The organism is Marinobacter sp. B-12 (genome assembly GCF_056857915.1).
Genome location: NZ_JBSXOB010000054.1, coordinates 14,751 through 37,250, shown reverse-complemented (window position 1 = coordinate 37,250; position 22,500 = coordinate 14,751). Strand labels below are relative to the sequence as shown.

The 22,500-nt window shown below is 57.8% G+C and carries 25 protein-coding genes; 20 read left to right on the top strand and 5 right to left on the bottom strand.

Translation table 11 applies throughout. The annotated features are described in order from the left end of the window. Positions 1–25 precede the first annotated feature (25 nt). The 6 genes from AC13D2_RS10555 to fabB all read left to right on the top strand — a co-directional run bounded on the left by AC13D2_RS10555 (position 26) and on the right by fabB (position 4,805). A complete protein-coding gene (locus tag AC13D2_RS10555) occupies positions 26–736 on the top strand; it encodes a Crp/Fnr family transcriptional regulator (protein WP_292046646.1) in 711 nt (236 codons plus the stop codon). 91 nt (positions 737–827) lie between these two features. Continuing rightward, a complete protein-coding gene (trhA, locus tag AC13D2_RS10550) occupies positions 828–1,517 on the top strand; it encodes a PAQR family membrane homeostasis protein TrhA (protein WP_007153369.1) in 690 nt (229 codons plus the stop codon). 79 nt (positions 1,518–1,596) lie between these two features. Further along, positions 1,597–2,052 carry an EVE domain-containing protein gene (locus AC13D2_RS10545; protein ID WP_292046648.1) on the top strand — a complete coding sequence of 152 codons (456 nt, stop codon included), beginning with the start codon at positions 1,597–1,599 and terminating at the stop codon, positions 2,050–2,052. Positions 2,053–2,131: 79 nt separating this feature from the next. Continuing rightward, complete coding sequence (locus AC13D2_RS10540) at positions 2,132–2,962, top strand: ion transporter (RefSeq protein WP_292046650.1); 831 nt, start codon at positions 2,132–2,134, stop codon at positions 2,960–2,962. 111 nt (positions 2,963–3,073) lie between these two features. After that, positions 3,074–3,583 carry a bifunctional 3-hydroxydecanoyl-ACP dehydratase/trans-2-decenoyl-ACP isomerase gene (gene fabA, locus AC13D2_RS10535; RefSeq protein WP_007153372.1) on the top strand — a complete coding sequence of 170 codons (510 nt, stop codon included), beginning with the start codon at positions 3,074–3,076 and terminating at the stop codon, positions 3,581–3,583. Positions 3,584–3,593: 10 nt separating this feature from the next. Beyond that, a complete protein-coding gene (fabB, locus tag AC13D2_RS10530) occupies positions 3,594–4,805 on the top strand; it encodes a beta-ketoacyl-ACP synthase I (RefSeq protein WP_292046653.1) in 1,212 nt (403 codons plus the stop codon). A gap of 73 nt (positions 4,806–4,878) precedes the next feature. Here fabB and AC13D2_RS10525 read toward each other — a convergent pair whose 3' ends face one another. Further along, positions 4,879–5,232, bottom strand: a complete 354-nt coding sequence (locus AC13D2_RS10525; RefSeq protein ID WP_292046654.1) for a helix-turn-helix transcriptional regulator — start codon at positions 5,230–5,232, stop codon at positions 4,879–4,881. 452 nt (positions 5,233–5,684) lie between these two features. Between AC13D2_RS10525 and sufB the strand changes: the two genes are divergently transcribed. Genes sufB through AC13D2_RS10490 form a run of 7 tightly spaced genes read left to right on the top strand, consistent with a single transcriptional unit; the run spans position 5,685 to position 11,931 of the window. After that, the gene (gene sufB, locus AC13D2_RS10520; protein ID WP_007153375.1) at positions 5,685–7,133 is read left to right on the top strand and encodes a Fe-S cluster assembly protein SufB; all 1,449 of its coding nucleotides are present in this window, start codon (positions 5,685–5,687) and stop codon (positions 7,131–7,133) included. A 55-nt stretch (positions 7,134–7,188) separates the two neighbouring features. Beyond that, positions 7,189–7,962, top strand: a complete 774-nt coding sequence (sufC, locus tag AC13D2_RS10515) for a Fe-S cluster assembly ATPase SufC (protein ID WP_292046655.1) — start codon at positions 7,189–7,191, stop codon at positions 7,960–7,962. 12 nt (positions 7,963–7,974) lie between these two features. Continuing rightward, the gene (gene sufD / locus AC13D2_RS10510; RefSeq protein ID WP_300495185.1) at positions 7,975–9,261 is read left to right on the top strand and encodes a Fe-S cluster assembly protein SufD; all 1,287 of its coding nucleotides are present in this window, start codon (positions 7,975–7,977) and stop codon (positions 9,259–9,261) included. Between the two features lie 6 nt (positions 9,262–9,267). After that, positions 9,268–10,521 carry a cysteine desulfurase gene (locus AC13D2_RS10505; protein ID WP_041333994.1) on the top strand — a complete coding sequence of 418 codons (1,254 nt, stop codon included), beginning with the start codon at positions 9,268–9,270 and terminating at the stop codon, positions 10,519–10,521. A gap of 13 nt (positions 10,522–10,534) precedes the next feature. Further along, positions 10,535–10,888 (top strand): HesB/IscA family protein, encoded by a 354-nt coding sequence (locus AC13D2_RS10500; protein ID WP_007153379.1) that lies wholly within the window; start codon positions 10,535–10,537, stop codon positions 10,886–10,888. A 39-nt stretch (positions 10,889–10,927) separates the two neighbouring features. Beyond that, positions 10,928–11,470: a putative Fe-S cluster assembly protein SufT gene (gene sufT / locus AC13D2_RS10495; protein ID WP_041333992.1), complete on the top strand. Its 543-nt coding sequence runs from the start codon at positions 10,928–10,930 to the stop codon at positions 11,468–11,470. Beyond that, positions 11,470–11,931 (top strand): SufE family protein, encoded by a 462-nt coding sequence (locus AC13D2_RS10490; RefSeq protein WP_041333989.1) that lies wholly within the window; start codon positions 11,470–11,472, stop codon positions 11,929–11,931. Before sufT ends, AC13D2_RS10490 begins: the two co-directional genes overlap by 1 nt. A 6-nt stretch (positions 11,932–11,937) precedes the next feature. On the opposite strand, the gene AC13D2_RS10485 is transcribed toward AC13D2_RS10490, so the two are convergent. Both AC13D2_RS10485 and AC13D2_RS10480 read right to left on the bottom strand, forming a co-directional pair. Further along, on the bottom strand, positions 11,938–13,134 hold the full coding sequence (locus AC13D2_RS10485; protein ID WP_421911327.1) for a flagella assembly protein FlgT: 1,197 nt from the start codon (positions 13,132–13,134) through the stop codon (positions 11,938–11,940). Between the two features lie 14 nt (positions 13,135–13,148). Then, complete coding sequence (locus tag AC13D2_RS10480) at positions 13,149–13,691, bottom strand: LPP20 family lipoprotein (protein WP_041336641.1); 543 nt, start codon at positions 13,689–13,691, stop codon at positions 13,149–13,151. Between the two features lie 253 nt (positions 13,692–13,944). Between AC13D2_RS10480 and AC13D2_RS10475 the strand changes: the two genes are divergently transcribed. The 6 genes from AC13D2_RS10475 (at position 13,945) to AC13D2_RS10450 (ending at position 19,667) form a co-directional block, all read left to right on the top strand. Continuing rightward, positions 13,945–15,204, top strand: coding sequence for a conjugal transfer protein TraF (locus AC13D2_RS10475; RefSeq protein ID WP_041333987.1), 1,260 nt, complete (start codon positions 13,945–13,947; stop codon positions 15,202–15,204). 133 nt (positions 15,205–15,337) lie between these two features. Continuing rightward, entirely contained in the window at positions 15,338–16,447 is a 1,110-nt protein-coding gene (locus tag AC13D2_RS10470; RefSeq protein ID WP_041333984.1) for a tRNA nucleotidyltransferase/poly(A) polymerase-related protein, read from the top strand. An 8-nt stretch (positions 16,448–16,455) separates the two neighbouring features. After that, positions 16,456–17,202, top strand: coding sequence for a pteridine reductase (locus AC13D2_RS10465; RefSeq protein WP_041333982.1), 747 nt, complete (start codon positions 16,456–16,458; stop codon positions 17,200–17,202). Between the two features lie 90 nt (positions 17,203–17,292). Next, a complete protein-coding gene (locus tag AC13D2_RS10460) occupies positions 17,293–18,471 on the top strand; it encodes an acetyl-CoA C-acetyltransferase (protein WP_300495205.1) in 1,179 nt (392 codons plus the stop codon). A gap of 7 nt (positions 18,472–18,478) precedes the next feature. After that, positions 18,479–18,943, top strand: coding sequence for a tRNA (uridine(34)/cytosine(34)/5-carboxymethylaminomethyluridine(34)-2'-O)-methyltransferase TrmL (gene trmL, locus AC13D2_RS10455; RefSeq protein WP_075194389.1), 465 nt, complete (start codon positions 18,479–18,481; stop codon positions 18,941–18,943). Further along, on the top strand, positions 18,921–19,667 hold the full coding sequence (locus tag AC13D2_RS10450) for a substrate-binding periplasmic protein (protein ID WP_482938575.1): 747 nt from the start codon (positions 18,921–18,923) through the stop codon (positions 19,665–19,667). Before trmL ends, AC13D2_RS10450 begins: the two co-directional genes overlap by 23 nt. 59 nt (positions 19,668–19,726) lie before the next feature. Here the strand turns inward: AC13D2_RS10450 and secB are convergent, their stop codons facing one another. Both secB and AC13D2_RS10440 read right to left on the bottom strand, forming a co-directional pair. Then, positions 19,727–20,227, bottom strand: a complete 501-nt coding sequence (gene secB, locus AC13D2_RS10445) for a protein-export chaperone SecB (RefSeq protein ID WP_007153391.1) — start codon at positions 20,225–20,227, stop codon at positions 19,727–19,729. Between the two features lie 142 nt (positions 20,228–20,369). Next, positions 20,370–20,786 (bottom strand): rhodanese-like domain-containing protein, encoded by a 417-nt coding sequence (locus tag AC13D2_RS10440; RefSeq protein ID WP_007153393.1) that lies wholly within the window; start codon positions 20,784–20,786, stop codon positions 20,370–20,372. Between the two features lie 161 nt (positions 20,787–20,947). Here AC13D2_RS10440 and gpmM point away from each other — a divergent pair, with 161 nt between their 5' ends. Then, positions 20,948–22,495, top strand: a complete 1,548-nt coding sequence (gpmM, locus tag AC13D2_RS10435) for a 2,3-bisphosphoglycerate-independent phosphoglycerate mutase (RefSeq protein ID WP_041333979.1) — start codon at positions 20,948–20,950, stop codon at positions 22,493–22,495. The last annotated feature ends 5 nt before the right edge of the window (positions 22,496–22,500 follow it).

Genomic DNA, 22,500 nt, shown 5'->3' with positions numbered 1-22,500 from the left:
CAACTGACCCAGCCAAGGTGCCCCCATGAAACAGGAACCGATTGCCAGTTCATCGCCCCCATGCATGCTGGCAGAGCGACACCGGGATATTGTCTGGCACGAGCCCGCGCCCGAGTCCCATGCGTTACTCAGCGGGCTCAGCCACTGTTTTGGCATTCATCTGAGCAACGACAGCGACAGCCCCCAACAGCGCTTCGTCAGTGAGTTGGGCGGACTGTTCCAGAAATGCCGGGTGGACGCTGAAACCGATCTCGAGCGGCACAACCGCCCCTGGGGTAATGTCTATCTGATCCAGCACGGCGTGCTTCGACTGTTCCGGGAATCACTGGCGGGAAAGGTGGCCATCCACCATTTTTTCACGGAAGGGGACCTTATCTGGCCTGTCTTTGGCAGAAGCCGAACCTCCCGCAACACCCTGTGCCTCACAGCCGTTACCCCTGCAACCCTCTGGGTGGCCGACTTTTCCTCGTTCCGGGCGGCGGTTCAGGCGCAGGGGGATGGCGCCTGGGAAAAGTTCGCCATTGTGCTGACTGAGGAAGTCGCCGAGTTGACCAGCATGAGGGAATTCCGCAAGCAGACCATGCCGGCTCAGGAGCGTTACCGGCTACTGCTGGACGAGTATCCCGAACTGATCAAGCGGGTGCCGGACAACCAGTTGGCGTCCTGGCTGGGTGTGGTTCCGGCAACCTTCTCAAGGCTGAAGAAGGCCACCGGCAACGGCCGCGGCTCGGGATAATTCATCGAATAGCGTTATTTCAGGTTCAGGCTGAACAACACGTCACACTTCGTCTATTGCGTACACCTGTACGCTGAAGTACCGTGTCGGCATGACAGAACCGAACCAGGCCCCCATGAAAGCTCGCGACAACCCCGAAGAATCCGTCCATCACCGTATCGAGGAATGGCTGAACAGCGCCACCCATGGTCTGGGCGCCCTTCTTAGCGTGATCGGTACAATTGCATTGATCGTCGCGGCCAGCCAACTGGGGGATGTCTGGAAGATCGTCAGCTTCAGCATCTTTGGCGCATCCCTGATCATGCTTTACCTGGCATCAGCGCTTTACCATGGCGCCCGCCACCCCAGGCTACGGGCGCTGTTCAAGACTCTGGATCACTGCGCCATTTTCCTGTTGATTGCCGGCACCTACACCCCTTTCCTCCTCGTCAATATGCGCGGCACCAGCGGCTGGACGCTGTTTGCCATCATCTGGTCCCTGGCTGCGACCGGCGTGGTGCTGAAAGTCATCTTCCAGAACCGCTTCAAACTGGCACGTGTAGGTATCTACATTGCCATGGGCTGGCTGATCACCTTCGCCTCATCAGACCTGGTGGCGAGTATCAGCGATACAGCTCTCTACCTGACCATCGCGGGTGGCGTGGTCTACACCGTCGGTGTCGGCTTCTACCTCGCGGACCGCATTCCCTACATGCATGCGGTATGGCACCTGTTCGTCATCGGCGGCAGCGCCCTGCACTTCAGCGCGATCTACTACGGCGTCCTGCCGCATACACTGTGACGGTGTGACCTCGCCATAGCGGCCTGACGAGCCGGATTTTGGTTATACTGTATAACCTCACCATGTCGGGAGCCGAGCAATGGCAAAATGGCTGGTTAAGACCGAACCGTCCGAATGCAGCATCGATGATTTTGAGAGCGCGAAGGATCAAACCATTCCCTGGGACGGTGTGCGCAACTATCAGGCGCGAAATTTCCTGCAGGAAATGGCTGAGGGGGACGACGTCTTTGTTTACCACTCCAGCTGCAAACACATTGGCGTGGCAGGGATTGTCCGCGTCGTCACGTCCGCCTATCCGGACCCGACCCAGTTCCGGACAGATTCGCCCTACTACGACCCAAAAAGCACACCGGAAAAGCCGCGCTGGCAAGCCGTGGATATGGCCTTTGAGAAAAAGCTGCCGCGACTGATTCCATTGGATGAGATCAAGTCGCTGCCGGGGCTTGAAGGCCTTGCACTGATCAGGCGTGGCAACCGCCTGTCGGTGATGCCCGTTACTGAAGAACAGTGGCGGATCATACTCGCCAACGCCTGAGCCCAGTTCCCGCTACCCAATCCGGCCCACTCCCTTTAGAATTCAGACTCCGCGATCGTTATGGAGTTTCTGTCTTCCCATGTCCGACCAACCAAGCCCCACAACCGGATTCGAACAACTGCGCCGCATTGAGTCCAGCCGGATATTCCAGAGCGTGGTTATCGGCATTATCATCCTGTCGGCGCTCACCATTGGCGCAAAGACCTACGAACTGCCGCCGCTGGTGGAGGGTTCCCTTAGCGTGATGGACAACGCCATCACTCTGTTTTTCCTGATAGAAATCCTGTTCCGCTTTGCTGCCTGCCCTAACAAGAAACGCTTTCTGATGGACGGCTGGAACCTGTTCGATACACTGGTCGTGGTTGGCAGCCTCATCCCACTGGACAACTCCGACGCCGTGCTCCTTGGCCGGTTGCTGCGCGTGTTCCGGGTGTTGCGTCTGGTGTCTGTCGTGCCAGAGCTGCGCTTCCTGATCAACTCCCTTCTGAAAGCCATCCCGCGCATGGGCTACATCGCCCTGTTGATGTTTATCATTTTCTACATTTATGCGGCCATGGGTTCAATGTTCTTTGCAGACGTGGACGAGACTCTTTGGGGCGATGTCGCCATAGCCATGCTTACTTTATTCCGGGTGGCAACCTTCGAGGATTGGACCGATGTGATGTATGCCACGATGGAATCCTACCCGCTCAGCTGGCTCTACTATCTGACGTTTATATTTCTGACTGCGTTCGTATTCCTCAACATGATGATCGGGGCGATCCTGGAAGTCATGAGTGAGGAACAGAATGCGGAGCAGGCCCAAAAAGCCCACGATGAACGGGACGAGATCGCACGTCAGTTAAAGGCGGTTCAGGAACAGTTGCAGGAACTGACAAAGCAGGTATCCGAGAAATCCGGGGGGCGCTGACCGTCACAGAAAATTCGTGCCTGACTGCAAACTGCAACCAATGGTCAATAGCCTCAACGGAAATACCAGCTAAAGTATAAGAAACCATTTTGTAACAGGAACACTGGCATTATGACCCCTGATCACTTTACCAAGGCCGATCTGGAAGCCTGCGGACAAGGCACGCTCTTTCCCGGCAAGATGCGGCTGCCTATCAATGAAATGCTGATGATGGACCGCGTTACCCATTTCAGCGAAACCGACGGGCTCTATGGCAAAGGCAGCATTGTTGCCGAGCTGGATATCAATCCGGACCTCTGGTTCTTCAAGGTTCATTTTGTGGACGACCCGGTCATGCCCGGTTGTCTGGGCCTGGACGCCATGTGGCAGTTGGTGGGTTTTTTCCTGGCAGCCACCGGGGGTGAAGGCAAGGGTCGCGCGCTGGGAAGCGGCGAGGTGAAGTTTTCTGGGCAGGTGCTACCCACGAACAAACTCGTTCGGTATCACCTCGACATCAAGCGGGTCATCCGCCGCAAGCTCACCATGGCCATTGCGGATGCCCGCATGGAAGTGGATGGCCGAGAGATATACACCGCCAAAGACCTGAAGGTCGGCATGTTCAATTCTACGGATGACTTCTAGGAGCCATTAAATGCGTCGTGTTGTTATTACAGGCATGGGAATCGTCTCCAGCCTCGGAACCAATCAAGACGAAGTAACCCGGTCCCTGCGGGAATCAATTCCTGGCATTGGCTTTAGCCAGGAAGCCAAGGACAACGGTCTGCGCAGCCATGTGTGCGGACAGATTGACCTGAATCTGCCGGAACTGATTGACCGCAAGCTGATGCGTTTCATGTGCCCGGCCTCGGGCTACACCTACCTGGCGATGAAAGAAGCCATTGAGCAAGCCGGGCTGACCGAAGAGCATATACGCGCCAACTCAACCGGCGTCATCACTGGTGCTGGTGGTGCATCAACGGTCGAGCTGATGGATGCGATCGATACCCACCGCGAGAAAGGCATCCGCCGGGTAGGCCCGTACCGTGTACCACGCACCATGGGCAGCGCTATCAACGCCACCCTTTCCACGGCGTTTGGCATTACCGGCATCAACTACGGCATCACCTCAGCCTGTGCCACCAGCGCCCACTCCATTGGCCATGCCGCCGATATGATTGCGCTGGGTCGCCAGGACGTGATGTTTGCCGGTGGCGGTGAAGATATCCATTGGACGCTGAGCCTGATGTTCGACGCCATGGGTGCGCTCTCCACCAAATACAACGACACTCCCGGAAAAGCCTCCCGCACCTATGATCGGGATCGGGACGGTTTCGTGATTTCCGGTGGCGGCGGCATCCTGGTACTGGAAGCCCTGGAGCATGCAGAAGCACGTGGGGCCAACATTCTGGCCGAACTGGTCGGCTTCGGTGCAACCTCTGATGGCGCCGATATGGTGGCGCCCAGCGGCGAAGGCGCCATTCGCTGCATGCAGCAGGCGATGAAAAACATTGATGGCGAGATCAGCTACATCAACACCCACGGCACCAGCACGCCGGCGGGGGATGTCACCGAACTCAAAGCGCTGAAGGAAACCTTTGGCGACAAGATACCGCCACTAAGCTCAACCAAGCCACTTTGCGGCCACGCTCTGGGCGCAGCCGGTGTGCACGAAGCCATCTACAGCCTGATCATGCAGCGGGGGAACTTTATTGCGCCGTCTGCCAATATCGAGAATCTCGATGAAGGCGCCGAAGGCTACCCCATCGTGAGAGAGCGGCAGGACAACGTGGATCTGCCCCTGGTGATGAGCAACAGCTTTGGATTCGGCGGCACCAACGGCACGCTGATCTTCAAGAAAGCCTGACAACCAGACAGCAAATGCCGGGGCATGCACGAATTTGCTACCCCGGCTTTTTTCAATGCCCCTTAAACCACCCTCAAGCAACCCGCGAGCGGTAAGCTCCTGGCGATTTGCCCATCCAGCGTTTGAACGCACGGCTGAAGGCGCTGAGCTCGGAGAACCCAAGCTGCTCAGCGATTTCCACGAGAGGCTTGCTTCGATCCTTCAAATAGGCCAGAGCCCGTTCACGCCGGATGTCCTCAAGCAACGCCGCAAAGGTCAGGTTTTCTTCCTTTAACCTCTTATGAAGCGTATGCCGACTCATATGCAGTTGAGAGGCAACAGCCTCCACTCCTACCCGACCACGTTCCAAGTGCCCGGCAATCAACGAAGTCACTCGCGCACTGAACGGTGCCACAGTCGCGCGGGGCTTCATCGGTTCTGAGTGCATGTCACTGTCTCCTGATAATTCCTCGCAGGCACACTTTTTACCTGCGCTCGTCAGCGTACACATGTTAGCTGAAAATAGCCATATTCGGCTTTAGTCGCAACAGGACATGAGGCAATTCGGTCATTCAAAGCGTCGAGCTATCGGTCTGATTGCCAGCCCCTTAGTGCCACAAGGGTTGATTGAGGTATAATCACGACACGCGCAATTTAATACCTGACTATTTTACTCTGGTATTGTATACTCACTCACCAGAAGAAACGGATATTGCCCTTGATTTTCAACAGGGCCGCACCCAATCCGTCATCCAAAAACCGATTGCAGGGCGCACCCAGGTCTGGGGCGATCACTGCAACGCATGAATTTATGACATCCGCCCGGCAGCCCTGAACACGAGACTACCGGCGACACCAGGGGCTGCAAGGCCCGAGATGAGAGAATACGGAGCGACGATCATGGCGACCACCGATAAAGAGGTGAACGAGCTGATCAAACGGGAATACGAACACGGTTTCGTGACAGACATCGAAGCCGACACGTTCGAGCCCGGCCTGAACGAAGACGTCATTGCCCGCCTTTCCGCCATTAAGAAAGAGCCGGAATGGATGCTGGAATGGCGCCTGAAGGCCTACCGTCGCTGGCTGGAAATGGACGAGCCGGACTGGGCACACGTGGGTTATCCGAAAATCGACTACAACTCGATTTCCTATTACTCCGCGCCCAAGCGCAAGGAAGACATGCCCCAGAGCCTCGACGAAGTCGACCCGGAGCTGCTCAAGACCTACGAGAAACTGGGCATTCCCCTGCATGAGCGTGAAAAGCTCGCTGGCGTGGCCGTTGATGCCGTCTTTGACTCCGTTTCCGTGGCGACTACCTTCAAGGAGCCGCTGGCCAAGGCTGGCGTGATTTTCTGCTCCATTTCGGAAGCCATCCAGGACTACCCGGAACTGGTGAAAAAGTATCTTGGTTCTGTGGTTCCTGCAGGCGACAACTTTTTCGCGGGCCTGAACTCCGCCGTGTTTTCAGATGGCACGTTCGTGTACGTTCCCAAAGGCGTGCGCTGCCCCATGGAACTGTCCACCTACTTCCGTATTAACGCGGCCAATACCGGGCAGTTCGAGCGCACCCTGATCATCGCGGAAGACAGCAGCTACGTCAGTTACCTCGAGGGCTGCACGGCGCCGATGCGCGATGAGAACCAACTGCACGCGGCGGTGGTTGAGTTGGTGGCCCTGGACGATGCACAGATCAAATACTCCACGGTGCAGAACTGGTACCCGGGCGATGAGAACGGCAAAGGCGGCATCTTCAACTTCGTCACCAAGCGTGGCGCCGCTATTGGCAAGAACTCAAAGATCTCCTGGACCCAGGTTGAGACCGGTTCTGCGGTTACCTGGAAGTATCCAAGCTGCGTGCTGCGCGGTGACAACAGCGTGGGCGAGTTCTACTCGGTGGCACTGACCAACAACTTCCAGCAGGCGGACACCGGCACCAAGATGATCCATCTGGGCAAGAACACGTCCAGCACCATCATCTCCAAGGGCATTTCCGCCGGCAAGAGCTCCAACGCCTATCGTGGGCTGGTGAAGTTCGGCCCCGGTGCGGAAGGGGCGCGCAACTACACCCAGTGTGATTCGCTGCTGATCGGCGACCGCTGCGGCGCCCACACCTTCCCGTACATCGAGAGCAAGAACAAGTCGGCCATCGTTGAGCACGAGGCAACCACCTCCAAAGTCAGCGACGAGCAGATGTTCCTCTGCCGCCAGCGTGGCATCGACCCGGAGCAGGCGGTTTCCATGATTGTGAACGGCTTCTGTAAAGAGGTGTTCAAGGAGCTGCCGATGGAGTTTGCTGTGGAAGCTGGCAAGTTGCTTGAGGTTAGTCTTGAGGGATCTGTTGGTTAACAACCAACAGACAGCCCCGCACCGGAATTCAGAAAACAGAGAGAGAAATCGTCAAATGCTGAGCATCAAGAACCTGCACGCATCTGTTGAGGGTGAAGAGATCCTCAAGGGCATCAACCTGGAGATCAAGGCCGGGGAAGTTCACGCCATCATGGGCCCGAACGGCTCTGGCAAGAGTACCTTGTCCCAGGTATTGGCAGGTAACGAGACGTTTGAGGTAACTCAGGGCGAAATCAGCCTGAACGGCGAGAACCTGCTGGACCTTGAAACCGAAGAGCGGGCTCGTGAAGGTATTTTCCTGGCATTCCAGTATCCGGTGGAGATTCCCGGTGTCAGCAACCTGCAGTTCCTGCGCACCGCCGTTAACGCCATGCGTACACACCGTGGCGAGACGGAAATGAACGCGGCCGAATTCATGAAGCTGGCCAAAGAAGTTTCCAAACAGGTGGACCTGGACCCGGCGTTCCTCAAGCGTGGCGTCAACGAAGGCTTCTCCGGTGGCGAGAAGAAGCGCAATGAGATTCTTCAGGCGCTGTTGCTGCAGCCGAAGCTGGCCATCCTGGATGAGACAGATTCAGGGCTCGATATTGACGCCCTCCAGGTGGTTTCCAAGGGCGTAAACGCCCTGCGCGCCGAAGACCGTGCCATTCTGATGGTGACTCACTACCAGCGCTTGCTGAACCACATTGTGCCGGACCATGTTCACGTACTGGCCGGTGGCAGGATCGTCAAATCCGGGGGTCGCGAGCTGGCCCTCGAGCTCGAAGAGCGTGGCTACGGCTGGCTCGGCGTGAAAGACGAAGAAGCCACTCCCAGTGCAGCCAGCTAAGGAGGCCGTGGAATGAAACCAGCACCAACCATTTCCAGCGCCTTCCTCGAGCCGGGCGGGCAATCGCTGCCGGCACCGCTTCTTGAGCTGCGCAAACAACGGGGTACGGCACTGGTCGATATGCCACTGCCGACCCGCAAAACCGAGAACTGGAAATACTCCAGTCGGCACCTGAAGCTGACCGACGAACTGGCCAGCACCCTGCCCGCGACCGGCAAGGATGGCTATAGCTTGTCGATTCCCGGTTATCGCGTGGTGTTCCATAACGGCGTGATGATTCCGGAAGCCTCGGACTTTCCGGACCTGGACGGCATCCGCATTCAACGTTTCGCCGATCTGGACGATGACGAAGCTGCTGGCCTGGCCGAGCGCCTGGATAACACGCTGGACACCCGTGCCGTACAGATGGCGCGACTGAACTCCGCTCGCTTTGAAGACGGCCTGTATATCCAGTTGGACAAGGAAGCGGTTCTCGATCAGCCTCTGTTCATCGTGCACGAAGTGACCGGCACGGCTTCCGGCTCGGCGTACCCGCGCATTTATGTGGATGCCGCACGTCACAGCCAGATTACGGTGGTAGAGGAATACCTCTCCAGCGGCGAGGAGCCGGTCATGGTGGATACCGTCACCGAGTTTGTATTGGCAGACGGAGCCCAGGTCACGAATGTGCGATTGGTCATGGAAGGCGAAAATGTACAGCACATCGGGGCTACCGGTGTTCGCCAAGCCGCCAATTCTCGCTTCGAGAGCCACTGCGTGGGCTTCGGTGGACCACTGCGTCGCCATGATCTGCAGGTTCGGCTGGAAGGCGAAGGCGGCGAGTGCAAGCTGAACGGCGTGGTCGTCACCCAGGGCAAACAGCACTACGACAACCACACATCCATTGAGCATGTGGCTGCCCACTGCGACAGCGAGGAAACCTATCGCAATATCGCTGCGGACGAATCCCATGCCGTGTTCAATGGCCGCATCCATATCCACGAGGATGCCCAGAAGTCCAACGCGAACATGAACAACAAGAATCTGTTGCTCTCTACCGGCGCCGAGATCGATACCAAGCCGGAGCTGGAGATCTACGCGGACGATGTCAAATGCGCCCATGGCGCAACAATCGGCCAGCTTGACAGAATTTCCCTGTTCTACCTGGTATCCCGTGGCATCGGGCGTCGTGAGGCCAATACCCTTTTGACGATGGCCTTCATTAACGAACTTGTTGAACAGATTCCGGTTCAGGCCGTCAAAGACGCTGCCCAGCTCCGGCTGAATGAATTTTTCGATCAGACGTTTCAGGAGGCCTGACCGGTTATGACAGACCTTTCCATGGCCAAAAAGGCGGGCACTGCGGCGTTCGACGTCGAGGCCACCCGCCGGGACTTTCCGATTCTTGATCAGCAGATCAACGGCAAGCCCCTCGTGTATCTGGACAACGGTGCTTCGTCACAAAAGCCCATCGCCGTGCTGGACGCCATGGATCGCTATTACCGGGAAATGCATTCCAACGTCCATCGGGGCGCCCACACGCTTGGCGACCGTGCCACCAGTGCCTTCGAGGGCGCCCGGGAGAAGGTTCGCGCATTCCTGAACGCTGACAGCACCCGCGAGATCATCTGGACCCGCGGCACCACCGAGGCCATCAATGTGGTTGCCAATGGTCTGGCCGGCCGCCTCAAGCCTGGCGACGAAATCCTCGTCAGCCATATGGAACATCACGCCAACATCGTGCCCTGGCAGATGGTGGCCGAGCGCACAGGGGCAAAGGTGGTTCCCATCCAGGTCACGCCTCAGGGCGAGCTGGACCTCGACTCATTCAACAGCCTGCTGGGCGACCGCACCCGAATACTGGCACTGACTCACGTGTCCAACGTCCTGGGCACGGTGAACCCGATTGCACCGCTGATTGAGCAAGCCAAGGCTTACGGCGTGATCACCGTTATCGATGGCGCCCAGGCCGTGCCGCATTTTCAGCCGGACGTAAAAGCACTGGGCAGTGATTTCTACGTGTTCTCATCCCACAAGCTGTTCGGCCCGACGGGCGTTGGCGTACTGTACGGCAAGGCCCAGTTGCTGGAAGAAATGCCCCCGTTCCAGGGCGGCGGCGAGATGATCGAGCGGGTGTCGTTCGAACGCACCACCTGGAACGTGTTGCCTTACAAGTTCGAGGCCGGTACACCGCCGGTTGCTGAGGCCATCGGCTTGGGCGCGGCCATTGATTATCTGGGCAACCTGGATCGCAACGGCATGGAAGCGGCAGAAAACGCGCTTCTCACCCGCGCCAACGAATTGGTCGACTCAGTCCCCGGCATGGAAATCATCGGTACGGCCAGCCAAAAAGTACCAGTAATGTCCTTTAAAATCGCCGGCCTGCACCCCAGTGATATAGGAACGCTGCTGGATCAGCAGGGCATCGCGATCCGCACTGGCCACCACTGCGCCATGCCGTTGATGGACTTTTACGGGGTTCCCGGTACAGCCCGGGCATCCTTTGCGTTTTACAATACGCTGGAGGAAGTGGAACAATTATTCACTGCCCTGCAGAAAATCCAGCGTCTGTTTGCCTGATGGAGGTGGAACTATGACAGCCGAAGTCTTCACACCAACCGTGGCGGTCACCATGACCCCGACAGCGGTAAAACACGTACGCAAACAACTGGACAAGAAGCCTGAGGCGAAAGGTATCCGCCTGGCCATCAAGAAAAGTGGCTGTTCCGGCTTCAAGTATGAAACCCAGTGGGTGGAAGAAGCCGCAGCGGACGACAAGGTGTTTCACATCGACGGTGTGGACGTCTTTGTAAAGGAAGAGCATCTGCCTCTGGTGAACGGCATTGAAATTGATTTCGTGACCGAAGGGGTGAACTCCCTGTTCCAATTCCGGAATCCGAATGCGACGGCAGAGTGCGGTTGTGGCGAAAGCTTTACAGTCGCCTGAATCCGAAAACCAGATAGCGAATACGAGGCCCATTAAGGCATGCAAGAACGGGAAGTGGTCCTGACAAAACGCGAAGTAGAGGCACGCTTGGTGCCCGCCGGAACCGAAATCATGATTCCATCGGATACCTTTGTGACCATCACACAGTCACTGGGTGGCAGCTTCACCGTGGCGGTGAACGGCAACCTCGCTCGCATTGAAGGCCACAACGCCGATGCCCTAGGCAAAAAACCTCTTGAAAGCAGCTTCGACACCCCGGAAGACGGCACCGTCAACGAAAACCAGGTGTGGGAAGCGATGCGCAACTGCTACGACCCGGAGATTCCGGTCAACGTGGTGGAGCTGGGCCTGATCTACGAGTGTGACATACAGAATGGCACGGAAGACGGCAACCATGTCTACGTTAAAATGACCCTGACAGCCGCCGGCTGCGGCATGGGCCCGGTGATCACCGAAGACGTCAAAACCAAGCTTGAGCATGTTCCCAACGTGGATAAGGTAACCGTCGAACTGACCTTCGACCCGCCCTGGAACAATGACATGCTTACCGACGAAGCCAAGCTTGAACTGGGGATGCTGTAATGGGTGCCGCTGAACAGGAGTTTCTGAATAACCCCCTCGGGAAAGACACTACCCTCGAGGACGTTCTGGATGGCTTTGAGTTTCTGGACGACTGGGAAGAACGTTACGCCTTCATTATCGACCTTGGCAAGCAGCTACCGGCATTTCCGGACGACGAGCGCAGGGAAGAGAATTACGTCCATGGCTGCCAGAGCCAGGTGTGGCTGATCCATCATTACGATGAGCAAAGCGGCAAGCTGTACCTGCTGATTGACTCCGACGCCATCATCGTTCGCGGCCTTGCCGCCATTATCCTGGTGGCGCTGAATGGCAAGTCCCCCAGGGACCTTCTGGCTACGGACATCGACGAACTGTTCGAACAACTGGATCTGTTCCGCCACATTTCGCCCACGCGGGGCAACGGCCTGCGGGCCATGGTTGGCAAGATCCGGGACGTGGCAGCGGAAACCGCCGCAGTCTGACCGCCCCTACCAGACGATGGCCACGTCATCCCGCTGTATATTGATCAGCCCGCCAAAGACAGGAATGCTGCCGTTGCTGAAATCCGGGTGAACGTTGTTCACCGTCATGGTGGTGCGGCTGTCCACCAGTTCCGGGGTCGCCCCGGGTGAATCGAAGAAGCTGGCACTGCGATAGAGCTTCAGTTCGTCCCCCGGACGCAGGCCCGCCGTGGCCCCGGAATCCAGCGTGACCTTGTTGCCGTCAACTCTCGTCACCCTCGTGATAAATGGCTGGCAAGCCAGCGCATCATTGACCGCAGACACCATGTTATTCATCAAGCCAGCGACAGCCTGTCCGTATTCGGTTTCCCGGAAACCTGCCGACCCAAACCCATCAGAAGACCCCGGCCCGGCATTCCAGCGTGCCTCCGCCGAAAATCGCTCCTGATAGACAGGCGCCCCACTGAAGCCGTCATAAACCATCATGTCCACCACAAACCGCCGGTTCTGGTTGGCCGCGCCAATGCCACGCTGCAGACGGTCAATAACGGAACTGCCCCAGGCGTCCGGGTCAGACACGCCAACATCACGAATGACACCGGTAACCACAAACTGCACCCCAAGTTCGCGAGCCACCTGGATCACGTTGCTCAATCGATTGTTGAATTTCTGATGCGTCGGAGCATTGAGCAGGTCATCAAACAGGCGCTGGGTGGTTGCGCCGAAGACCTGGAGTTTACCGCTGCGCCGGAGATCCGCCTGCAGTAATTGCGGCAAGACTTCGCCGGCATCCCCTATGCGCCCTATCCGGGCCTGATCCGGATACACCATGGGGAAGCCGGTCACGGCCACACGCTTTCTCAACTCTGCGGCATCGCCGGCCTGGCACTGGCCGCTGGCCGACATATCGGCGCGAACCGTGACACGCAACAGATTCCCCCGCCGGTACTCGTCCACCACTTCAACGGACGTTGCCCGCGCCGACGAGGCAACCTGCAGGCGGGATTCCGTCACCACACCGTTTTCCATGGTGTCGCGGCTACTGATCCTGGCTTCGTACTGCAGGGAAACATCCCTTAACGCGGCCTTCTTAGCCTCCTGCCGTGCGCTGTCGACGTCATCGTTATAAATGGTGGCGTGGCCGACGCCCTCCAGCACCACAGCCTGGACACCGCCACACGCAAACACCAACAGCACTGTGACAACGGAAATAGCCAGCTTCATGGGAAATCGTTCTCTTATTCGAGGTAGTAGAGGGAATCAACGCCCCGGCTCTGGAAATCTCCGGCGCTGTCGTTGCCTCTGGGCATCGGGATCGGGCACAGGTCCTGCACTTCACGATCCGTTACGCGGGACACACAGGCACGGAACCTGGGCTCCAGCTTGAGTTCCATAACGGTTTCCACCACGCCGTCACTGTGCTCACTCACGGCAACCATCTTGGCACCACGGATGTAGCTGTCCACGTAAGTGCGGAACATATCGTTCTGCAAAACGAAATCGTTCACTGTTGAGCTGCCGTAGATCACAGTGCCATACACCCGTTCCGCCAGATTGCGATAGGCATCCAACTGGGACGCACGCCGGGCAAGCAGGCGCTTGCGCGTGTTCAGGCGATCTTTCGACGCGTCTTCGTAGGTCCCGAAGCCGCTGACCCTCACTGTGATCGGGTCCAGTTCGGTCTGCTGCCGGTCGGCCCCGGCGTTCCGGTGCTGGCCCACAGGGGCACAGCCGATCATTGTTACCACCAGCGCAGGTATCAGTATCCACCGCAGGGTCATGTTGGTTCTCCGAAAAAACATCTGTTCACTGCCCTATGAAAAATTCACGCCAACCTTTGTAACCAACTGAATTCCATAATTTCGTTTCTCAAAGCCCTCGTCGCACACGATCAAGGCGGCAAAAATCTACCGCTATTTACAGTAGAAAAACAAACCGTTACCGCATCACCGGTGAGTCACGGCAGCAACTGGATTAACCTGAGCTGAATGTCACCTTTAACTTAGCAGCACCATCGCTTTATCAGGACACATCATGACCCCACATCGTCTGACCAAGCTGTCACTGGCCATCGGCCTTTCCATTGCCACCACCTCCACCATCGCGAGCCCGCAAGCGTTCATGTCATCGCGCTCATTTGCCATGGGCGGCACCGGTGTCGCCGTCGCCCACCCGGCAGCGGCGGGTGCCACCAATCCGGCGATGATGGCAGCGGATCACCATGAATGGTCCAACGACTTTGGCCTGATACTGCCCTCGATCAACGCCCGATTTGCGGACGAAGAGGAAACCATCGACCAGATCGACGATATTCAGGATACGATTGATCGCTTTCAGGAACTGGACAAGACGTCCAACCCGGACGATGCCCGCCAAGCCGCCGGTGAGCTGAGACGGCAGTTGAACGACTTTGATCGCGACACCGTGCGGATCGACGGGGCTCTGGGTCTCGCCCTGGCCGTGCCCTCGGAGTCTTTTGCCGTCGGTTTCTTCACCAACGGTAACGTAAGGGCCACGGTTCGCGGAGAGTTTGACGAGGACGATGAGCAGTTCCTGGCTGGCCTGGAGAATGCAACCATCCCGGACCTGATTGCCGCGGACCTGGACCGTGACCTGGAATCCCGGGGCCGCATCCTGGCCTCTGCCGTTGCGGAAGTAGGCCTTTCCATTGCCACCTCTATCGATTTGCAGAACGAATCACGACTACAACTGGGCATTTCGCCAAAATACGTTCAACTGCGCACCTTCCAGTACACCGAAACCGTCTCCGGATTTGAAGACGACGAGTTCGACAGCGACGAGTACCAGACCGACAAAAGCGGTTTTAATCTGGACGTGGGCGCCGCCTACGCTTTCGGTTCGCGCAACCAGTGGAATGCCGGCATCGCGGTCAAGAACCTGATTCCCATGGAACTGGATTCGGCGGCCAGCCGCCCCGACGAGGAAAAGCGTACTCTGGAACTTGACCCGATGGTAACCGCGGGCATCGCCCATAAAGGCAACTTCCACGTGCTGACGGCAGAGATTGACCTGACGGAAAAGAAGGCCTTCGGCTACGAGGATGACACCCAGTGGGTTGCCCTCGGCGCCGAATTCGACGCATTCCGCTACGCGCAACTTCGCTTCGGTGTGCGCCAGAACCTGGCCAGCAATGACGACAACGATGGCATTGAGGAAGACACCCAGTTTACGGCCGGTATCGGACTGTCGCCCTTCGGTGCACGCCTCGACATCGGCGGCCTGATCAGCGATGCCGATCTGGGCGCGGCGATTGAGCTCGGCGCTGCGTTCTGACCCTGTTTTATTGAAGCAGCCCCACCAAGCCCGGTTCGATACCGGGCTTTTTTGTGGTTAACCGGTTTGCCTGTGGCCAGCCTTGCCGGGATAATCCCAGGAGCAACATCCCTCAAGGAGCAGAACCCGATCCATGAAAACCTATCTGGTGGGCGGAGCCGTCCGTGATGAACTGCTTGGTCTGCCGGTCAAAGACCGGGACTGGGTGGTCACCGGTGCAACGCCGGAAGACATGTTACGACAGGGTTTCAAGCAGGTAGGCGCGGATTTTCCGGTATTCCTTCACCCCGACACCCGGGAAGAGTACGCGTTAGCGCGAACGGAGCGAAAGCAGGGGCGAGGCTACCACGGGTTTACCGTGTACAGCGCCCCGGACGTGCCCCTTGAGGACGACCTGAAGCGCCGAGACCTGACCATCAACGCCATGGCAAAGTCCACCGCAGGTGAGATTGTCGACCCCTTTCACGGCCGACAGGACCTGCAGGATCACAAGCTACGCCATGTCTCCGAGGCCTTTGCCGAGGATCCATTGCGCATACTGCGCACCGCCCGTTTTGCTGCCCGCCTGCAGCCCCAGGGATTCACCATTGCCGAGCCCACCATGGCGCTGATGCGGCAGATGGTGAACCAGGACGAGGTCAGCCACCTGACACCGGAGCGGGTATGGCAGGAAATCCAGCGAGCGTTGCATGAGCAGGAACCCGGCACCTTCTTCGAAGTCCTGCGTGAATGCGGCGCACTGGCTGTCCTTATACCGGAACTGGAGCCACTCGAGGCGTTTTCTGACGCCATCGGCGCCTTGCGCCGTGCCCACCAAAGCAGCGATGACACCAGTGTCCGCTTTGCGGCGCTGCTTTCCCCCCTGGCGCCGGCCGAAGCCCGTAATCGAGCCAGGGCACTGAAAGCCCCCAACGACTGCCAGGATCTCACTCGCCTCACCACCGAACTGATACCAACGATCCGCACTATGACGTCTCACGACGCTGACCAGTTGTTGGAGATCCTGGGTGGCGCAGACGTGTGGCGTCGGGCCGACCGATTTTCCGGACTACTGGTTGCCCTGAAATGCGCGCTGCCGGAGCCAGAGCTGCACAAGGTGGATTGGCTGGAATCCGCGCAACATGCCGCCACCGGGGTACAGGCGAAAACCCTGATGGATCAGGGGTTTCGTGGAAAAGAACTCGGTGAAGCAATCCACAAAGAGCGGTTACGGCGTATCCTCGCATTCCTCAACAAAGAGTAAGACACGCGATGGCATCATCAACACCTGTAGCGCTCATTACCGGCGCAGCGCATCGACTTGGCGCCCATACCGCCAGACACCTCCACCAACGCGGCTGGAACCTGGTCATTCATTACCGTTCGCGGGAGGCGAACGCGAACGCCCTTCGTGACGAGCTCAACAGCATCAGGCAGGAATCGGCGGTTGCTATCCAGGCCGATCTTGCCGCCCCGGATCAGACGGAATCACTGGCTCACCAGGCAATTTCTACCTGGGGCCGGCTTGATGGCTTGGTGAACAACGCCTCGGTGTTCTATCCCACCCCTACACAAGACGCCAGCGCGGGTGACTGGGACGCGATCATGAACACCAACCTGCGGGCGCCTTTCTTTCTCGGCCAGGCCTGCCTCCCGGCCTTGAAACAGTCACAGGGCGCCATCGTGAATCTGATCGATATCTACAGCCAACGGCCGCTGGCCGACCATCCGCTTTACTGCTCCAGCAAGTCCGGACTCGCCTCACTGACCCTGTCCTGGGCAAAGGACCTGGCACCGGAAGTCCGCGTCAACGGCGTGTCGCCGGGCGCCATTCTCTGGCCAGAGGGTGATGCGACGATCGATGAAAGCTACCAGCAGAGCATCCTGGACAGGACTCCCCTGGCCCGCACCGGCAAGCCGGAGGACATTGCTGGCGCCATCGCCTTCCTGCTGTGCGACGCTCCGTTTATCACCGGCCAGATCCTCGCGGTGGATGGCGGACGCAGCCTCAATATGTGAGACCATCGCAGTTGCCTGCTTTGGCCCACTCGCGCTTTCCGATACAATGCAGTCAGCTTTTAAAATCTGAGTGCAAACCGGAGAAAGTCCATGCGTGATGTCGTTATCGTAGCCGCCAAACGTACCGCCGTCGGCAGCTTCGGCGGCGGGCTGTCCAGCCTGAGTGCCGATCAGTTGGGCAGCGCCGTTATCAAAGCCCTGCTTGCAGAGACCGGCGTTGCTGCCGATCAGGTCAACGAAGTGGTCCTTGGCCAGGTTCTAACGGCCGGTTGCGGCCAGAATCCGGCACGCCAGGCGTCCATCAACGCCGGCATCCCCGCATCGGTACCGGCAATGACGATCAACAAGGTATGTGGCTCTGGACTGAAGGCGGTGCATATGGCGGTCCAGGCCATTCGCTGCGGTGATGCCGAGCTGATGATTGCCGGTGGCCAGGAAAGCATGAGCCAGGCTCCCCACGTGCTGCCCAACAGCCGCAACGGTCAGCGCATGGGTAACTGGAACATGGTGGACACCATGATTTCCGATGGCCTTTGGGACGCTTTCAATGACTACCACATGGGCGTCACCGCGGAAAACATCGTGGAAAAGTATGGCATCAGCCGTGAAGAACAGGACGAGTTTGCTGCCGCGTCCCAGCAGAAGGCAGCCGCCGCGATCGACGCGGGCTACTTCGAGAGCCAGATTGTTCCCATCACCGTTCCTCAGCGCAAGGGCGATCCGCTGATCGTCAACACGGACGAAAACCCGCGGGCTGGCGTGACTGCGGACAGCCTGGGCAAGCTTCGTGGTGCGTTCAAAAAAGATGGAACCGTCACCGCCGGCAATGCGTCTTCCCTTAACGATGGCGCAGCGGCCGTCATCGTATGCAGCGCCGACAAGGCCAAAGAACTCGGGCTTGAGCCGCTGGCCACCATCAGGGCTCACGCCAATGCCGGAGTCGACCCGGCCATTATGGGCACCGGCCCGATCCCGGCAAGCCAGCGGTGCCTGAAACTGGCCGGTTGGTCGGTGGACGACCTGGATCTGGTGGAAGCGAACGAAGCCTTCGCCGCCCAGGCCATTTCCGTTAATCGGGATCTGGGCTGGGATACCGCGAAGGTCAATGTGAACGGTGGCGCCATCGCGCTGGGCCATCCAATCGGGGCTTCCGGTTGCCGAATCCTGGTCAGCCTGCTGCACGAGATGGCTCGCCGGGATGCGAAGAAGGGCCTTGCCACCCTGTGCATTGGTGGCGGCATGGGTGTTGCCCTCGCCGTGGAACGTTGATCACAGGATGTTGAACGTGGTGCTGTTCGAGCCGGAGATACCGCCGAATACCGGCAATATCATCCGGCTCTGCGCCAACACCGGCTGCCGGCTGCATCTGATTGAACCCCTGGGTTTTACCCTGGAGGACAAGCAGATGCGCAGGGCGGGCCTGGACTACAGCGAATACGCAACGGTAACGGTGCACTCCGACTACCAGGCCTTTTTGGAGAGTGAACAACCTTCAAGGCTTTTCGGGCTGACCACCAAAGGTAGCCGCGGCTATCATGATGTCGAATACCAGAATGGTGACTATCTGATGTTCGGCCCCGAAACCCGCGGGCTGCCACAGGACGTCCGAGAGGCGATGCCGGAGCACCATCGCCTGAGAGTGCCCATGCGACCGGAAAGTCGTAGCCTTAACCTATCCAACACGGTAGCACTGGTGGTTTATGAAGCGTGGAGGCAGTTTGGATTTGAAGGGTCGCAGTAACCCTCGCCCCAGCGGATGGCCCGTTCTTGCCGTTTTGCTCATGCTGACCACCAGCAACGCCTGGCCCAATAACGGAACGCAGGCTACCCGGGTTATCACCACGCCCTCGACAACTTCAGAAGTGTCTGTGGTCCTTGGCAAACAGATCATCAGAAAGCTCTATGACAGCTGCGGGCTGGACATAAGATATCTGGATGTCCCGGCTGCGCGGGCCGTGCTTATGGCAGAGAAAGGCCTGTCAGACGGCGAACTTGCCCGAATCCCCATGGCCGTCAACGACAATGCACCCTTGCTACCCCTGGCTACGCCGATCCTGGACGCGCGCCTGGTTTCGATGGCTCTCAACGGCGAAACCAGTGACTCGAAGGCGTCTTTGAAGGGAAAACGGATTGGCTTCCTCAATGGCTATCGAATGGTCGCGGCAGTCCTGCCCGAGAATGTGACACAGATAACCACCAGTGACACCTTTCAATTGATCGATCTGCTCGAACGAGACCGTATCGACGTGGCACTGACCCTGGAGTGGGATGCTCTGGCGGCCAGGCGCAAGAACCCAAAACTGGCCATTGGCGAGCCACTGCTGGAAGCTCCAATCTATCACTGGGTGCATGAATCCCACAAAGGTGACATCCCCTGCCTGTCCCATGCACTGGAGTCGATGAAGGCGTCCGGTGAAATCGACCAGATAATCAGTGATGGCATGGGGCCGGAAACCGTCCAATAAAAAACCCCGCGAACCTGAAGCGTTGACGGGGTTTTGTTGGCGTTTGTGCCGTGAGCGTATCAGTGAGTCTGCTCTTCCTTCGCTTCCCCTGATGCCTCTTCCTGCTTGCGCTTCAATGCCTGTGCGTAGATGGCATCAAAGTTAACCGGTGCCAGCATCAGCGCGGGGAAGCTGCCCCGGCCAACGACGCCGTCAATGGCTTCCCGTGCATAGGGGAACAGGATGTTGGGGCAATAGGCACCCAGCATCTGGCCAAGCTGCGGGCCTTCAATACCTTTCACCAGGAAAACGCCTGCCTGTTGAATCTCGACAATGTAAGCCACTTTTTCATCGACTTTCGCGGTCACTGTCAGGGACAGGACCACTTCGTACTGGTTATCGCTGATCTTGTTGTGGGACGTGTTCAGATCCAGGTTGACCTGAGGTTTCCACTGATCCTGAAACACCGTCGGGGAATTCGGCGACTCGAACGACAGATCCTTCACATAGATACGCTGGAGCGCAAACTGGGGTTGGTTCTGGTTTTCGTTGCCTGCTGCGGCCTGCTCATTTTCAGCCATGTTCAATCCTTTCGTTCTCGGTAAGGGGCAACCAGGGCCCGTTGTTATGTCAGTGCTGCCGGAACAGTCTAATGCCTGGCTCCGCCGGCTGTTGTGAAACAGTGCGACAGTTTACCGTTCAGTTCAAGGCCTGGCAGTACCGTTACTTCTTAACCAGCGGCAGATTGCTGCCTTTCCAGTCCGCAACGCCACCATTGAGGCGAACCACATTAGCGTAGCCTTCCGCATTCAACTGCTTGACCGCCATGGCGGAATGCTGCCCCATCTTGTCAGCTACAATAATCTGCTTGTCCTTGAACTTCTTCAGTTCCGACGCACGACTTTTGATACTATTAAGGGGAATATTGATTGAACCGGTTATCCGGCCCTCGTTAAAATCCTTGCGATCACGGATATCGACGACGACAGCTTCGTCGCGGTTAATCAGATTCACGGCTCCCTGCGCAGAGATTTTCTTGCCACCACGGCGAGACTCGAGCACCAATATGGCCAGCAGGAAAGCGACAAACAGAGATACCAGAATGTAATGGTTAACCGCGAACTCGAACACCCTTTCCATGAAAACACCTTGCTGAATAGTTTGTGGCGGGATTATACACACCCTTCCCCAAGGACAGAAGGTGACCAGGCCGAAGGTGACGCCACTGGCCGGAGGGTGTGAAAATGTTTAGAATCAATGTTCGTTTTAGTAAATTTACCAAACTACCATCGGATTAAATGATGACTGCCACGCGTAAGCCTACCGCACTGATCATTCTTGATGGCTGGGGCCACCGTGACCCGGCTGAAGACAACGCCATCAGCAACGCCAACACCCCGTTCTGGGATAAGCTATGGAAAAATCAGCCAAAAACACTCATCAACACATCCGGTATGTTTGTCGGCCTGCCCCAGGGACAGATGGGCAACTCCGAGGTTGGCCACATGAACCTGGGCGCCGGTCGGGTGGTTTATCAGAGCCTGACACGCATCGACAAAGATGTAGAAGAAGGTAGTTTTACGGAAAATGCCGTACTCTGCGCCGCCATTGATAAAGCCGTCAGCAACAACCGTGCTGTTCACCTGATGGGCCTGCTTTCCCCCGGCGGCGTTCACAGCCATGAAGACCACGTACTGGCGGCCGCTGAAATGGCAGCCAAGCGCGGTGCGAAGGAAGTCTATATCCACGCGTTCCTCGATGGCCGCGACATGCCCCCCCGCAGTGCAAAAGCCTCATTGGAAAAGGCTGCCACCAAACTGAAGAACCTCGGGGTGGGCCGGGTGGCCTCCATTGTCGGCCGCTACTATGCCATGGACCGCGACAATCGTTGGGATCGCGTGGAAGAAGCCTACAACGTTATGACCCTGGGCGAAGCAGAGTTCACCTCAGCTGATCCGGTGTCCGCGCTGGAACAAGCCTACGAGCGCGGCGAAAACGACGAGTTTGTAAAGGCCACCCGTATCATGGCCAGCGGCGAAAACGAGGGCACCATCCGTGACGGCGACACCGTTATATTCATGAACTTCCGTGCCGACCGCGCCCGCGAGATGACACGCTGCTTCGTGGAAAAGGACTTCGACGGCTTTGAACGTCGTAAGCATCCGGAACTGGCTGACTTCGTCATGCTGACCGAGTACGCAGCCGATATTCATACCTCGTGCGCTTACCCTCCGGAACAGTTGACCAATGGTCTGGGCGAGTATGTGGCCAACCTCGGCAAAACCCAGCTGCGGATTTCCGAAACCGAGAAATACGCACACGTTACCTTCTTCTTTAACGGCGGTCTCGAAACACCGTTTGAAGGTGAGGACCGAATCCTGGTTCCTTCGCCCAAAGTAGCGACTTACGACCTGCAACCGGAAATGAGTGCACCCGAGGTCACTGACAAGCTGGTCGAAGCCATCAAAAGCGGAAAATACGATCTGGTGGTCTGCAACTACGCCAATGGCGACATGGTGGGCCATACCGGCAAGCTGGACGCCGCCATCAAGGCTGCAGAATGCATCGACCAGTGCGTAGCGCGTATTACCGAGGCTCTGCAGGAAGTGGGTGGTGAAGCATTGATTACTGCTGACCACGGTAACTGCGAACAGATGACCGACCCCAATTCCGGTCAGGTACACACGGCCCACACGATCGGCCCCGTGCCGCTTATCTACGTAGGCCCACGCAAGGTCAACCTCAGGGACGACGGCAGCCTCAGCGACGTGGCGCCCACCCTGCTGAGCCTGATGAGCCTGAAACAACCGGCTGAAATGACCGGGCACAGCCTGGTGGAGATCGGTTGATTCTG